Annotated in this window: 17 protein-coding genes; 7 read left to right on the top strand and 10 right to left on the bottom strand. The window is 44.7% G+C overall.

The genetic code is table 11. The features are described 5' to 3' along the window. The 10 genes from IQ219_RS07800 to IQ219_RS07755 form a co-directional block, all read right to left on the bottom strand. Positions 1–322 (bottom strand): helix-turn-helix domain-containing protein (locus tag IQ219_RS07800; protein WP_194072257.1); only part of this gene is annotated, 322 nt, incomplete at its 3' end. A gap of 69 nt (positions 323–391) precedes the next feature. Beyond that, positions 392–823 carry an anti-sigma regulatory factor gene (locus IQ219_RS07795; protein ID WP_190599738.1) on the bottom strand — a complete coding sequence of 144 codons (432 nt, stop codon included), beginning with the start codon at positions 821–823 and terminating at the stop codon, positions 392–394. Positions 824–828: 5 nt separating this feature from the next. Further along, complete coding sequence (locus tag IQ219_RS07790; RefSeq protein WP_194072256.1) at positions 829–2,718, bottom strand: PP2C family protein-serine/threonine phosphatase; 1,890 nt, start codon at positions 2,716–2,718, stop codon at positions 829–831. Positions 2,719–2,833: 115 nt separating this feature from the next. Continuing rightward, positions 2,834–3,160 (bottom strand): anti-sigma factor antagonist, encoded by a 327-nt coding sequence (locus IQ219_RS07785; protein WP_190599736.1) that lies wholly within the window; start codon positions 3,158–3,160, stop codon positions 2,834–2,836. 49 nt (positions 3,161–3,209) lie between these two features. Further along, positions 3,210–5,333 (bottom strand): glycogen debranching protein GlgX, encoded by a 2,124-nt coding sequence (gene glgX / locus IQ219_RS07780; protein ID WP_194072255.1) that lies wholly within the window; start codon positions 5,331–5,333, stop codon positions 3,210–3,212. Positions 5,334–5,339: 6 nt separating this feature from the next. Beyond that, on the bottom strand, positions 5,340–5,672 hold the full coding sequence (locus tag IQ219_RS07775; protein WP_190599734.1) for an anti-sigma factor antagonist: 333 nt from the start codon (positions 5,670–5,672) through the stop codon (positions 5,340–5,342). Between the two features lie 9 nt (positions 5,673–5,681). Further along, positions 5,682–7,505 (bottom strand): AGE family epimerase/isomerase, encoded by a 1,824-nt coding sequence (locus IQ219_RS07770; protein ID WP_194072254.1) that lies wholly within the window; start codon positions 7,503–7,505, stop codon positions 5,682–5,684. 24 nt (positions 7,506–7,529) lie between these two features. Continuing rightward, positions 7,530–8,126, bottom strand: coding sequence for a DJ-1/PfpI family protein (locus tag IQ219_RS07765; RefSeq protein ID WP_194072253.1), 597 nt, complete (start codon positions 8,124–8,126; stop codon positions 7,530–7,532). A gap of 41 nt (positions 8,127–8,167) precedes the next feature. Beyond that, a complete protein-coding gene (locus IQ219_RS07760; protein ID WP_190599731.1) occupies positions 8,168–8,509 on the bottom strand; it encodes a carboxymuconolactone decarboxylase family protein in 342 nt (113 codons plus the stop codon). A gap of 17 nt (positions 8,510–8,526) precedes the next feature. Further along, the gene (locus IQ219_RS07755; protein ID WP_194072258.1) at positions 8,527–9,093 is read right to left on the bottom strand and encodes a hypothetical protein; all 567 of its coding nucleotides are present in this window, start codon (positions 9,091–9,093) and stop codon (positions 8,527–8,529) included. 555 nt (positions 9,094–9,648) lie between these two features. On the opposite strand from IQ219_RS07755, the gene IQ219_RS07750 reads away from it, so the two are divergent. The 7 genes from IQ219_RS07750 to IQ219_RS07720 form a co-directional block, all read left to right on the top strand. Then, positions 9,649–10,056, top strand: coding sequence for a putative quinol monooxygenase (locus IQ219_RS07750; protein ID WP_338116553.1), 408 nt, complete (start codon positions 9,649–9,651; stop codon positions 10,054–10,056). A 24-nt stretch (positions 10,057–10,080) separates the two neighbouring features. Further along, a complete protein-coding gene (locus IQ219_RS07745; RefSeq protein WP_194019006.1) occupies positions 10,081–10,878 on the top strand; it encodes a cupin domain-containing protein in 798 nt (265 codons plus the stop codon). Between the two features lie 27 nt (positions 10,879–10,905). Beyond that, positions 10,906–11,076, top strand: coding sequence for a hypothetical protein (locus tag IQ219_RS07740; RefSeq protein WP_194072252.1), 171 nt, complete (start codon positions 10,906–10,908; stop codon positions 11,074–11,076). A gap of 46 nt (positions 11,077–11,122) precedes the next feature. Further along, the gene (locus tag IQ219_RS07735; RefSeq protein ID WP_194072251.1) at positions 11,123–11,926 is read left to right on the top strand and encodes a cupin domain-containing protein; all 804 of its coding nucleotides are present in this window, start codon (positions 11,123–11,125) and stop codon (positions 11,924–11,926) included. Then, entirely contained in the window at positions 11,923–12,786 is an 864-nt protein-coding gene (locus tag IQ219_RS07730) for a sugar phosphate isomerase/epimerase (protein ID WP_194072250.1), read from the top strand. The genes IQ219_RS07735 and IQ219_RS07730 overlap by 4 nt, the downstream gene beginning before the upstream one ends. Before the next feature lie 19 nt (positions 12,787–12,805). Further along, positions 12,806–13,681, top strand: a complete 876-nt coding sequence (locus IQ219_RS07725) for an alpha/beta fold hydrolase (RefSeq protein ID WP_194072249.1) — start codon at positions 12,806–12,808, stop codon at positions 13,679–13,681. A 38-nt stretch (positions 13,682–13,719) separates the two neighbouring features. Further along, positions 13,720–14,724, top strand: a 1,005-nt coding sequence (locus tag IQ219_RS07720; RefSeq protein ID WP_194072248.1) for a TRAP transporter substrate-binding protein, incomplete at its 3' end; no start/stop codon positions are given.

Raw genomic sequence — 14,724 nt, 5'->3', positions numbered from 1 at the left:
TCTGCAAGAATCGACACATGGTAGATTCGCTAATTTTAATACCAGTTCTTTCTAGCCATAGCTCACAGTATTCTGAAAGGGTATAATCGGGATATTCTGTCACCATTGCTATCGCCTGCTCTTCTTTTCCCATAAGTTGACTAGGTTTACCACCACTGGGAGCTTTTGGACAAACTTGTCCCGTTTCTCGTTTCAATTTAAGCAAATCCTGAACGGTCGTTTTGCTTACTTGAAACTGCTCTGCTACTTTTCTAATTGAGGTTCCACCACCTTCATAGGTCTTGACTATTCTTTCTCTTAGATCAACTGATAGAGCTGGCATTTTACTTTTCGATGAACTCCCCTGAATATTTGTCCCTCATTGTACCACCTCGTCATAGAATCTGCCGTATTAGCCATTGCCTGGGGAGTCTAGGTTCATCACCAAACAACTAATATTTTTATCATCCCTCGCTTCATAGGTAAATTCATCTACGCTTTGCAGGGCCAAAAAAATTCCTAATCCACCAATGGGTCGGTCCTCCGCCTCCAAGCTCAGAATTGATTGATCAAATTGGCGATCGCGGGGATCATAGGCGAGACCAGTATCCACCATAGTGACCTTTAATTTACGCTCATCCGCTTCTACTTGGATACTAATTTGATTGTGTCCCGGTGCATTAGCATAGCCATAATTAATAATATTAGTTGCCAATTCATCCACTGCCAATCTCAACTTATAAGCTCTTTTTTTTGGTAATCCTACCACTTGAGCTTGATCTAAAATATGTTTTCCAATACTATTTAAGGCGTCTAAATCAGCGGGAAAATTTAAAATAGTCATGGCACTTAATTACGATAAACAGCAATCATAGTAATGTCATCGAACTGAATGGAACCATCAATATGACTGATTAATTCTTGTTTGACTATGTCTAGAATTTTTGTTCCTGTCGAAAAATTTGTTGTTAACGTTTCCGCTAGTCTTTTGCGTCCAAAAAATTCCTTAGTTGGCGATCGGGCATCGGTAACACCATCAGTATAGCCAATTAATATTTCTCCAGGGTCGATTGTTAGACTATCAATTGTGAAAGTGGAGTCGGGCATCATCCCCACAGCGGGACTAGTGGATTTTAATTTGTGCTTAATACCCTCAGAATTTAAAATAAAAACTGGTTCATGACCAGCATTGATATAACTTAGATTGCCATTACTAATATCAATTACACCAAAAAATAAAGTGGCAAACATGGCCATGTCTCCATGTTCAGTGGCAATGTAATCATTAGTAAGTCGCACTGCATTTAAAAATTGTACAATAACCTTTTTTTTGTCATCACTATCACTGACACTACATTTATAGTTAACGTCACGAATACAGGTATCTCCTGGCATGGTTTCTCCAGAAAATACCCTTAATAAACTACGGAATAGACCCATAAACATGGCGGCTCCTACTCCTTTGTCGCATACGTCACCGATGACGATCGCCAAATAGCCATTGCCTAGCAAAAAAGCGTCATAAAAATCGCCAGAGACGGTTCGAGCCGGTTCAAAAACAGCATTTATTTGCCACTGGGGTAACTGGGGTAAGCTAATGGGCAAAAAGTTCTGTTGGATTTGTCGGCCTTTTTCCAGCTCCAAGCGGTTCATACCATCTTTAATTTCCTGGGCAATCAAGGTTTTAATTTGATTTCTCATATGAATGAAGCTGTTACCCAAAATGCCTATTTCATCCTTGCCCTGAACTGTGATGGGATAGTTCAAATTTCCTTCGGCGATCGCCTGGGAGGCCTTAGTAAGTTCTAAAATAGGAATTGTGCTGTGGTGGACGACACTCCAGGAAGCATAGGCCACAATCACTCCAATTACTAAAAGCAACAGATAGCCAATTCTATTAACATTCAAAATAGCTGTTTGAATATCAGATTCTGAATTTTCTACAATTAGCCCCCAGGTTTTTGTTCCACGCAAATGAACGGGAGAAAGATAAGAAAACCGGCCTTGGCTATAAACAAATCCACCTTGGTTATTGAGCAATTGATTAACAAGAAGAGAGTTTTTTCTGTTTTCTAGTACGCTATAGTTTTTGATATCGGTATCGGCATAAACATATCCTTGGTAATTGACTAACAAGATACGCTCAAGCTCAGCATCCTTTAGAATTTTTTGAACAAAATCAGCAATAATTGGCAGGGGAACACAGCCCACAACAATGCCAATTTGAGTTTGATCATTTTTGTTGTGGATAGGCACAATTAAACAATCCTTACTCTCTGCATAAGTCTTTCCAGGAAATAAACGGTTTACATGCCGCTTTGCTTCTTTTACCTCTTCAAACCAACGTTTCAGAGGCAATTCTTTTTCTTGATTGGCACCATCACTGCCGGCAACTAACTCTCCCTCTTGGTTAGCAACGACGAAGAAGCCATTCCATTGATGAAATTTAACGAACTCGTTTAAAAAATACCGGGATTCTTCGACATTGAATTCAGTTATTACTGGTTCGGAAGCAACAAAAGCAGTACTTTGTTGCCGCTCCCGATCTGCACGGGAAATTAATTGGGTAATCAACCTTGCACGGCTTTGAAGATCTTTTTCTGCAATTTTTTTTAATTGCCTTCCCGTATAGGAGTCGATGAGAAAAATCCCTCCCAGTGTAGGAGGAATCAGACAAAGTAGTAGAAGCCCAACAATGCGAAACCGAATTGATTGCATGAACGGTTGAATCAGTTTCATGGGGTGCTGTACCGAGAATAATTTAGGTTTCTACCAATGCGGTTTCTGCTTTATTGTTAGGCAATTAGTTCCTCTCTCCCCGAGTTAATAAAAGGATTATGGGTATTTAGCGGCCTCAGACTGCAAAATCGTAACTATCTACCATGTGAAAGCTTTGATGCAGCCCTGTTTGCTCAATGGTATCGTTAACCATTTCCTGGGTTCCCACCAAAAAAATCTCTACCCCCATTCCCATTTTTTGTTTGGCGAACACCAAAACCCTTAAACCGGCGCTAGACATGTATTCTAACTGATCCATCATCAAAACTAATCTGGTGATATCAGCTTGGGCCGCTGTTTCGATTTGTTCTTTAAACAAGGGAGCCGTACCCCCATCTAGTTCGCCGATGAGGGTTAATTTTGCCTGACCATTAATGGTTTCCAATTCAATGCTAAATGCCATGGTTAATAAGAAAAGAATAATTGAATAAAAGTAGATTTGCCTTGGCAATTTACTTCGCCAATAAAATTACTACACTCCGATCGCCAATGAGCATGGACGACTGGCATTCCAGAGGGGGTTCCTGGCCAGGGGGATGAATATCTGCCGGAGGTTGGGCTCCAGTGTTGGCAAAGACGTGCCAGACAGTGCCCACCGGGGGGGCTGGCAGTTCAAACCAAAGACTTTCGTAGTGCATATTCATGGCCACATAAATTTGATTGTCCTTAACTTTGCCTCCTTTGGCATGTTGACCACAGAGCATGAAAGCTAAAACCCGGCTATCGGCAGACCAATCAGCATGCCAAGCCCTTACTCCATGCCAACTGATATCAGGAAAACCTGCCCCTAGGTAATCGCAGTTCTGGAAATGTTCACTATTGCGTAGCACAGGATGGGCCAAACGGAAGGCAATACAGTGTTTAACAAACCGGAACCAGTCCTGATTTTGTTGGAGTAAATTCCAATTGAGCCAATTCAAGGGGGAATCATGGCAGTAGGTATTATTATTACCCCCCTGGGTTTTGCCCATTTCGTCCCCCATCAGTAACATGGGCACTCCCTGACTAACCAACAAAATGGCGATCGCGTTACGCATTTGGCGCGCCCGCAGTGCGAGAATTCCCTGGTCATCCGTGGGACCTTCTACGCCGCAGTTCCAACTGTAATTATCGTTGGCTCCGTCATTGTTATTTTCCCCGTTGGCGTAGTTATGTTTGTAGTTATAGGCCACCAAATCCGCTAGGGTAAAACCGTCGTGGGCCGTAACAAAATTGATGGAAGTGGAAGGAGGTCGCCCTGCCCCTTGGTAAAGATCGGGGGACCCCTGTAGCCGTTGGGCCATTTCCCCAATGACCCCTACATCCCCTTTGATAAATTTCCGCACCGTATCCCGGTATTTGCCGTTCCATTCCGCCCAGCGGCCATAACTAGGAAAACAACCTACTTGGTATAGTCCCCCTGCGTCCCAGGCTTCGGCAATTAATTTAGACCGGGCCAAAATGGGATCAAAAGCCAGGGTTTCCAATAGGGGCGGATTGGCCAAAGGATAGCCCCAGGGATCGCGACCCAAAATGGAGGCTAAATCAAAGCGAAAACCATCAATGTGAAATTCCGCTGTCCAGTAACGCAGACAGTCCAATACCATGCCCCGCACAATGGGGTTATTGCAATTGAGGGTATTGCCGGTGCCACTGAAATTGAAATAGTAACCCTCCGGAGTGAGCATGTAATAGGTTTTGTTATCTAATCCCCGAAAGGAAATGGTGGGGCCCCGTTCATTGCCTTCCGCCGTGTGGTTAAATACCACATCTAAAATCACGGAAATGCCCACTTTATGCAGTTCTTTGACTAGGTTTTTCAGCTCGTCAATCTGCATGCCAAATTTGCCTGTGGCCGCGTAGCCTGCTTTGGGGGCGAAAAAATTAACGGTGCTATAGCCCCAGTAGTTAACCAAAAACTCCCCTGTTTCTGGGTGGTAACGGCTATGTTCAAACTCGTCAAACTCAAACACCGGCATCAATTCGATGGTGTTGACGCCTAATTCCTGTAGGTAGGGAATTTTGGCCAGAATGCCAGCAAAGGTCCCCTGGTGATTTTCCTTAACTCCGGAGGAAGGGTCTTTGGTGAAGCCCCGCACATGCATTTCATAGATGACCATATCTTCCAGGGGAACCTCTAGAGGAGAGTCATTTTCCCAATCAAAATCGTCAAAGCTCAGGCGTCCCCGGTGTTGGTAAATGTCATCCCAATTGGGTTGGGTGCCCCAGACGTCCCGGCCGCTGACCACTTTGGCGTAGGGATCAAGCAAAATTTTACTGGTATCGAACCAATGGCCTTGCTGGAAGTTATTGGGGCCATCCATGCGGTAGCCGTATTCCAAATTTTCGAAATCCAGGTCAAATACCACCATGCAGTAGACGTTACCAATGCGAAAAGATTCTGGAAAGGGAATTTCCACAAAGGGTTGGGAGCCCTGCTTCTCGAATAGCACGAGGGTACAGTCGGTACTATGGCTGGAATAAATGGAGAAGTTAACCCCCCCTGGCACAATGGTGGCCCCAAAGGGGAAAGGCTGGCCACAGCGGAGCTGATAACCGTTAATGGTGTGGGTCGGATGGACATCAATGCGTTCCATGGTGGCCTAAGAGAATGCGTTCTTGCCTTCAGCAAGGGTGGGACAAATCGAAAAAAAGTCGAGAAAACCAGTTACGGCCATGGTGTCCAGCAGTTCTTCTGACAGGCCGACTAGAACCAATTGGGCGGAGTTACCTTTGGTTTGGCGATAGAGGTAGAGCAAAAGCCTTAACCCGGCGCTGGACATGTAGGGCACCCCGGTCATATCCAAGAGAATTTTTGCCCCTGGCTGGGCATGGGGAAGAATGGCTTGGTGGATTTGGGGCGCAGTGTTGGCGTCTACTTCCCCCCCTAAGGTGACAAGGACAATGTCTTCCTGTTGGTCAATCTGAATGTCCATGGATTTCGGTTAGTTGGTGGGAATTAAACGAACTTTTACTTTGACCCTTTCCTGGGTGTCGGGAAGCTGGACTGTCAGCTGTTGGGCATCAAAATTTTCATATGGTTGGCCGTCAATTTCCACACTGGCGATCGCCACACTGCCTGGAGGAAGAATATCGGGGGAGACCCTCAAAATTCCGTCGGGGAAACCATTGGGTAGGGGCTTAAAGTAAAAGTCCATGGGGTGCTTGGCGATCAAGAAATTGGTATATACTGCCGCCAGATAGCACAATTCAAAGGAGTGGTAACCACTCATGGAATGACTCCCCTTAGCCCGTTCGTTACCACCAGCTAGGTAGGGAATGCCGTTGGCAAGAACGTTAAAATAAATGCCCCCATCTTCCAAATCTAGGAACCAAGCATTGTAAAAAGCCGCCGCTTCCCGACCATGGCGATGGTATTCGTCGCTATCCAAAGCGCCTCCCATGATCAGGTAAGCCAAAATGGCCTGTTCCTGCTGCCACCAGGCCTTGCGGTCATGCCAAACAAATTGATGGTAACCACTGTTGTTGTCCAGGAGGCGCTCCACTACGTCATACCAGCCGCCCCGCTGTTGGTCACTGCCCACCCCCGGCATAAGGTCAGAAATTTTCTTGGCCAACTCCACATATTTTTCCTTGGGTTTGAGGCTATTCATGCGCATCAAATTCCAGGCAATTTTGAGGTTATGGCCCACCACGGCCCGATTTTGCTGCCACCCCCAGGTAGTGTCATGGCTCCAGTCCTCGTAAAATCTTTCCTGCACAAAGGGGCTGTTGTCGTAGTCGGGAAAGTACTTTTCAATGGTGTCGAAGGTATATTCCAACATGTCTGCATATTTTTGTTCACCCGTGGCCAGCCAAAGGTTAATCAAATAAGCCGGAGCATGGTCCCCGACGGAATTCCAGTTTTTTCTGGCTTGGTTGCGCCCCAAGGATTCACTGCGGGGATCTAACATTAACGGGTCGAGGTGGGAGAAGTAACCACCATATTCACTTTGATCGAGGAAAAATTTATCGAACAATTTGATGGTCTGTTCGGCATCGTGGAGAATGCGGCGATCGCCAGTGCAACGGTAGGTTTGGATTGGCCCAGCCAAAGCATAGATTTGTTCGTAGGCGGGAATGGCATCGTAGTCATCGCCAAATTCCGAAGCAAAGATTTTCTGTTCCTTTTCCCCCTGCACATCAATGGCATGGTACCAATAAATAATATCTTCGTCCTTATCGACAAAGCGCATATGCTCCCGCAAATATTCCGTCCCTTTCTCCGCCGCTTCGAGGAATTGGTCTTCACCGGTCATCATAAACGCCGTGGCAAAACCATAGACTAGGCGAGAAATGGTATCGGTTTCCTGGCGAAAATTAACGCTGGATCGTTGCCCACTGACGGAAAGATCAGTGCGGTAATAACGATAATCAATGGCATCTTCGCCAAATTGAGCCTTGATATAAAACTTACCCAGGGCATAAACCTGTTTAATCCACCAATCTTGTTTTTCAAAAACATATTCCTCGGCTTTTTTCCCTGCAAAAACCACCTGTTTACCGTCAAAAACATCGCTGTCTGGATAAAAAACACCGTAAACAAACAGAAATCTGCCGGGAGTTAACCATGCCCCCATGGTCCCCGTCGCATCAATATAGGCCTCATCAAAGTTTTGGATTACTTTGGCATAGGCCATGGGACTGAGCTTAACTTTGAATTCCCGGCGATCGGAGGTGTGGAGGACAAAAATGCCATCCTCGGCGTCATAGCTCACCACATAACCGGCAATCAGATCAGAAACGGGGAAATTAATTTGAGCATTCATGGGGATTCAGTACCGATTTAAAATCTAAGCTTCGATTTGCTCAACAAAAACTTTGACAAATTGTTCAATCATGCCGGGATGTTTGCCGGTAATTAGATCGCCGTCAATCACTAATTCGGAGGTTTGGTCTCCTTCGTACACCACATCAGCCCCAGCGTTTTCCACGTCACAAATAATGTTGTGGGCACAGGTAACCTTTTTCCCCTTAAGTAAATCGGGATCGGCACAAAATAGCCACAAACTATGGCAAATGGTGCCTATTTTCAAACCTTTGGTGCCCACTGCTTTGCGCAGAAAAACCACCCCTGGGGCCTGATTTTTTTCTCCTTTTTTTACTGTGGCTTGGTACCGTAGGCGGTCCATGGCGTAGGCCCCAATGGCAATGATACCTTTGTAATCTTTGGGGTCTATATCATTGACTTCCGTTGTGACGGTGACATGGTATTCCACTTGATCATTTTCTGGGTTAGAACCAAATTTAAGTTCTGGTTGACCCCAAAGGTGGCTGATGTATTCAACTTCATAACCATGGGCGGGAAAATATTCATTAAACCAGCGGTATTCAGTGCCGTCAAAGTGTTCTTCGATCAAGACACCAATTTTGCCTTTTACTGTGGTCATAATTATTGTTTTTCTATGAGCTAATAAGCTAATTAATTTAGTTAGGAATCAGTTTCAAAGATCGCCTTTAAAGCAGCAAAAGCACCGGCGGCTTTATTAAATCCACCATAGACACACATCAATAAAAGCACCTCTTCAATTTCCTCTTTGGTTGCCCCTTGTTTAAGGGCCATATCCACATGGGCTGGGAAGGGAACATCAAGGGTCTGATTTGCCACATCCACCGCAATCAAAATCAAGGCTTTGGTCTTTTGATCAATTAAAGGCAATCCCCAGGCTTCCCCGGCCACCCTGGTGCAGAAGTCACCAAATTTAGGATTAATGCCGCTTAAACCTGCCTGTAAATCCTGATCGTCCAACACGGCATTTTTAAACTTGCTCATTGGGTCCAACTCCTATCCTAGGTGGTAATAAGTTTCAGCAAATTATCCGGAGCAAACACATCCCGGTAAAAGGTCAGTTGCTCGGTTTTTAAGTAACAACCGCCCCGGTGACCCCGACGCACCCAGGTGACATTCCCCTTCGCAATGGTTTCATGGGTTTCATCGTCCACACACTTCCACTCAAAAAAAGTATGCTCGCCATAGAACATGACAATGGGCCAGACCATAGTTACCCCGGGCTGGGCTATGAGGGCCCACCAGTGCTTTTCCCGTTCCTGTTGTTGTTCCAAGCCGGAGTAAGGGCCGTCCTGGCAAAAATAGACCAAATCCTCTCGATACTCTCCGGTGAGAATATCTCCCCGGCCCTGGCGGAGAGCTTCACAGTGGGTAGGCCACCAGTCTTTATTTTCCTGCTCAATGATTTCCAAGGTGTAGTTGGCATCAATGGCGGGCAAGGTGGCTTCTTTCATGGCCACATATTTGAGCCCTTCTTCGATTAGTTCCTGCCGCAGACTTTCTGGCACCAGCCCTGGTTGGGAATAGTTAGCCTTCAGGTTTAAATAGTAATTTCTTCTTGCTGGCATAGATGACATAAAGATAACCTAAAAGAAATCTAATGACGCGAACAATAGGGCAGAAACAGGATTTTGTTTTCCCTGTCAGCCGATGGTTTGTTGAAAAGCATACCATGGCTTTTTACTATGTGCTCCACTGTGACAAAATGTTACCAAAGCTTCCCCTGAACTGAGTTCATTTACCTTGGATTTCTTCTGCTCAGCCCTACGCCGCAGTCCCATTAGTCAGGAAAGTTTGACTTTGGCGATCGCCGAAACACTTACCTCCAGGACAAGAATTATGGCTAACTCTTGAAATAACAATAAGCTATGCTGATTAATGTGAAAAAATGTTAAAAAAATAATGCCTGTTTAAAGTTTTTCTTATAATGGCTGGGGACAGCCAAGCGTGTTATTGTTTTTGTCAAAGCTCTTCGCAGGGTGCCCTAACCCTAGAATTTAAGGGGACGTGGGAAATCCTAAGTTTTCCCGCACTATTTATGTTACTTGTTTTCCGACTGACCTTTAACTACTTTTGCAATTATCGATGCCATGAAAACTAGAGCTTTATTCCGTGGTCAGGGGATGTTGGTCGGGGTACTTTTGACCCTAGTAATTCCACTGTTTTTTTTATTAAGTATCCTTTTTCTTCCTTTGCCGACTTTAGCAGATGGTGATGGCGGAGCCAATCAGTCTATTATTGTGGCGGGTAACATCAAGGTAAAACCGGAGAAAAGGGAAGAATTTATCGCCCTATCCCAGACTTTTATTGGACCTTCTCGGTCGGAACCCGGTTGTATATCCTACAGCTTTTATGAGGATGAAACAGAGAATAACACGTTTCTTTTTTTTGAAGTATGGCGAAATCGTGCGGCCTTAGAATATCATTTTCAGACCCCTTACTTTCACGAATTTGTGGAAAAATCTCCAGATTTACTGGCTAAGGCAGCAGAAATTAAAATTTATAAAATAGCCGAATTTGAAACATTATAAATTTCTGTCAACTTCCATAAAAACATGAAAAGCTTTCCTCTGTTGTTGTCCCAATTATTGCTGGTACTATTGATAGCTCTGGGGAGCCTGACCATAATTTGCCCCAAAGCATTGGCGATCGCCACGTTGGATAATTTCCCTAGCCCTAACATCGAAAATACAGAAAAAATATTAGGGCCAGCGGGGGAAATTTTTGAGTTTTCCACCTGTAATGCCGAGGGAATTGGCTTCACCATTGCCAATGCCCAAATTCCAGCGGGAGCCGGGCCCTTGCCCCACATTCACCACTACACCAATGAGTGGTTTTGGACTCCCCAGGGGGGCTTGGAATTATTTCAAAGCACAAAAGAATACCCCGATCTAGACAATCCCGCCACTGTGACCCAGGGGGGAAATGCCACCATTTACACAGTGCAAACCGAGCCTAATCAGATTGTCTACGGTCCCAAATATCGAGTGCATGGTTTCGTCAATATCACCTCGGAAACCCGTCCCCTTACTTTCATTTGGCGGCAGGATCCCACTTCTCCAGAATATGAATTCCACGACGGTGGTATTCGTGAATATTTCAAAGATGTGGGTATTCCAATTAAAAATATGAAAAAATTGCCGAAAATCACTGACCAAGCCAGGGAAAAATTCGTTACCCATGCCCCTGACTACGGCATTAACCAAAGCTATTATTTTCTCCAATATGTTAATAAGCTTGATAATCAACCACCAGCGGCACTAGCAAACCTCAAAGATGATCAAAGTTTAAACGAGATTATCGAGACAATTAATGCCTATAATCAAGGCGATAGTTCTGTTACTTGTTTTTAGCCTTTCTAGGATTTCTAGGGAAAATTTATGAATAAGGAATTAGGGTTTGCTATTCTTGGTGGTTGGATTTTGGGAGTGATTTTTGGTTTTTTCAAATTACCCTTACCCGTTCCTCCTTTTGAAGGTTTAGTGGCTGCAGGGGCCTGTCTTTTGGGTCAAGTTACTTACACCTTAATCAAGCAGAAATTTGGATTTTAGAGATATATTTCTTGACAACTTATCTTTAATTTAAAGGAAATCAACTATGTTCAAACTTAGGAGTTGGGGTTGGGCTCTGGTGTTGGCGATCGCCGTGGGAGGAGTGGTCTTTGGGCAAAGCTTGGCGCAATCGAAAGATTCACTGACCCATAGCATTGAAAATATTCCCATGCCGAAGTTGGAGAATCCATTGCGAATTCTAACCCCGGCCAACGAAATTTTTGAAATTGCCTCCTGCTCCACCAAAGACTTTGGCTTTGCCATTACCAACGCCCAAATTCCCCCTGGTGCCGGCCCTTTGCCCCATGTCCACTACTACATCAACGAATTTTTCTGGCCTCCTCAGGGGGGGATCGAAATTTTCCATAGTGAACGTAAGTTTCCCGACATGGGCAAGCCTCCCACCATGGAAGCCGCTGGCCGAGCTTCGCTTTATGCTATTACCCCCCAACCCAAGCAGGTGATTTATTCTCCTCATACTTTTATGCACGGCTTTGTGAATCCCACCGATGAAACCTTGCCAATTACGATGATTTGGGTGCGGGATGCAATTGCTCCAGACTTTGAATATCACGATGGCGGTATGCGGGAGTATTTCTCCGCAGTGGGGGCCCATATTGAAGACTTGAATAATTTACCCACATTGACCGAGGCACAACGCAATGCTTTTGTCACTGAAGCCCCCAAGTTTGGCATTAATCAAAGCTCCTATATGATGCAGTATGTTTCTGCCATTAGTGACGAATTTCCGAGCAATTTGGCCAAACTAGAAAATACACAAGCCTTGACTAAAGTGATTGAAACAATTGAGGCTTTTAACCGTGGCGATAAATCGGTAACTTGCTCATGATTGACCCTCCCCAAATCAAATTTGGAGTTCATACCTTTATCTGGAAAAAAGAATTCCTTGGTCAAGAAGAATATATTTTTCGAGATGCTAAGGTCTGGCAGTTTGATGGGGTTGAAATCGCCAGCCATTTCTTTGATCAAATTGATCCTGGACGGCTGAAGGATTTTGCTCATCAATCGGGTTTGGAGTTAACTTTTTGTACTAGTTTGCCTCAGGGCCTATCCCTGACCACCGAGGATGAGGTCCGTTGGCGGGATTCCATTGCCTATCTACAAAGGGCAATTGTATTCTGTCAGCAATGTGGCATCACCCAACTGTCGGGGCCGTTTCCCCATCCCGTGGGTCATCTCAGTGGGGAACCCCTACAAAGAAAGGAAGTCATCCGCATGCAGGACGCATTTAAGTTGGTGGCAGAAACCCTAGTGAAAACTGATCTTAAATTGGCGATCGAGCCGTTGAATCGTTTTCAGGGTTATGCTCTCAATACCGTTGAGCAGGGTTTAGCGCTAATGGACGCGCTCAATTGCGACCAAGTGGGGCTTTTACTGGATTTATTCCACATGAATATTGAGGAAAAGAACGTGCTCCAAGCCTTTCATCGAGCAGGCAACAAATGCTTTCATATCCATGCCTGTGCTAAAGACCGGGGCACACCGGGTAGTGATTCCTTTGCTTGGAGTGATTGGTTTAAGGTTTTGGAGGAAATTAATTATCAAGGCTGGGTAACCATTGAAAGTTTTAATTTTGAAGATAAAGAATTAGCTTCTGGAGCCCGTCTTTGGCGCCCCCTGGCTGCCAGTAGCGCAGAGATTGCTAGGGATGGAGTGAAATTTCTACGGCAAACTTACCAAAATCAATAAATTTATCAAGTACATCACCATGAATCAGCCCTATATTCCCATTACTTTGCCTTCTGGTTTTGACCACACCTATACCACCGTTGGAGATGTCACTCTCCATGCCATAGAAGGGGGAAGGGGAGAACCTTTATTATTATTGGGGGGCTGGCCCCAAACCTGTTACGTCTGGCGACTTTTGTGGGAACAATTGGGGCAACATTTCCACGTTATTGCCTTGGACATGAGGGGTCAAGGGGATTCAGACATTCCTGATGGCCCTTACGACTGTGGCACTGCGGCGAAGGAAATCAAAGATTTTTTAGCAAAAAAGGAGATTAATTCTTTTTACTTAGTCGGTCATGACGTAGGGGCTTGGGTTGCCTTTACTGTGTTGAAACTTTTTCCCGATGCCGTACTGGGGGCCGGGCTCATTGATGCGGCAATTCCTGGCCTGGTCAGTAATGATTTCTTTTCTGTGGTTAATGCCCCCAAGGTATGGCAATTTTATTTCCATATGGTGCCGGATTTAGCCAGTAGCTTGGTGACGGGGAAGGAAAAGGAATATCTCAGTTGGTACTTCACTAATAAGTCTAAACTAAAAGAGAATCTTACCCCGGAAGTGATGGATTACTATGCCCGTTACTATAGTCGTCCTGGGGCAATGAGAGCTGGGTTTCTGTGGTATGCCGCTTTGGAGGAAACAACTAAAGCTAATACGCCGACGGCAGATACCCATTTCAGCCAGCCTATTTTTGCTATGGGGGGAGAGTTTGCCACTAAATCTTTAATTTATAACGGTATTTCTCCCTATTGTGATGACATTACAAGTTATGTAATTGAACAATGTGGTCATTACATTCCTGAGGAGGCACCGGAGGAGATTTTGAAAGCTATTGTCAACACCTTCAAACCCTAAAAAATCAACTTTATTAGTAACACAATTTAGTACTAACTATGAGACATTCACGGAGAAATTTTTTAGCTTTGGCTGGGGCCAGTTCCCTGTTGGCGATCGCCGCTCCGAAGTTGTTAGCCCAGGGCATCCCCCAGGAAATTTTAAATAAAATCCTGCCCCTTCCTGGGAAATATGGAGAATATTATGGTCAAGCAAAAATTAGGGCCTTCCACCTCCATAACCAACCCGATACCAGCCCCTTACATAAAGCTTTGGAAGAGTTATGGCTGGAAGTATTTAAGCAAACCGATGGAGAACTATTTGTCTCCCCCCTGCCCGAGGATGCTTCCCTTCCGGCGGGCGATCCCCAAGCAGTGCAATTTATTACTGGCGGACGTTTTGAAATTGTTAGTGTAGCTGGCCCCATTATTGACAAAGTCTGTCCCGATGTTATTGGCATTCAAAATATTGGACTTTTTTATCAATCACCCCAAGAAGTTTTTGAAATTATTAATCAGCCCTTATTTGCTGAAATTCTTAATCAATCCGTCTCCCAATACAATCTCACCTATTTGCCCAATGGCACCTTTGACAATGGCATGAGAAGTGTTACGTCCATAGAGAGCAAACCAATTTATCAACTAGAGGACTTTCAAGGCCTGATAATTCGTACTCCTCCTTCCGCTGATATGATGGCGACCATGGAAGCTTTAGGTGCGGTCCCTAAGCAATTTACCATGAATCAAGTTTTCGAAGTTCTTAAAAATGGTACTGTCCAAGCTCAGGAAAATCCCATGTCTGTAGCCCTAGGCTTTAAGTTATATGAAGTAACCAAATATTTAAACATAACCAACCATGCCTGGTCGGGGTATAACACATTTTTCAATACCAACTTTTGGAACTCTCTCTCTGCTTCGACCCAAGGCGTAATAAAAGAACTGCTCCCCATCTATCAAGCTAAACAAATCAAAGCCCAGGAAGAATATAATCAACAGGCGTATGAACAATTGACTAAAAAATTAGGCATGGTGGCAACTAATACGGATTTATCCCAGGGCACTGAG

It is taken from the genome of Synechocystis sp. LEGE 06083 (assembly GCF_015207725.1).
Classification (GTDB): domain Bacteria; phylum Cyanobacteriota; class Cyanobacteriia; order Cyanobacteriales; family Microcystaceae; genus Synechocystis; species Synechocystis salina.
This window is presented reverse-complemented; position numbering and strand designations above follow the sequence as displayed.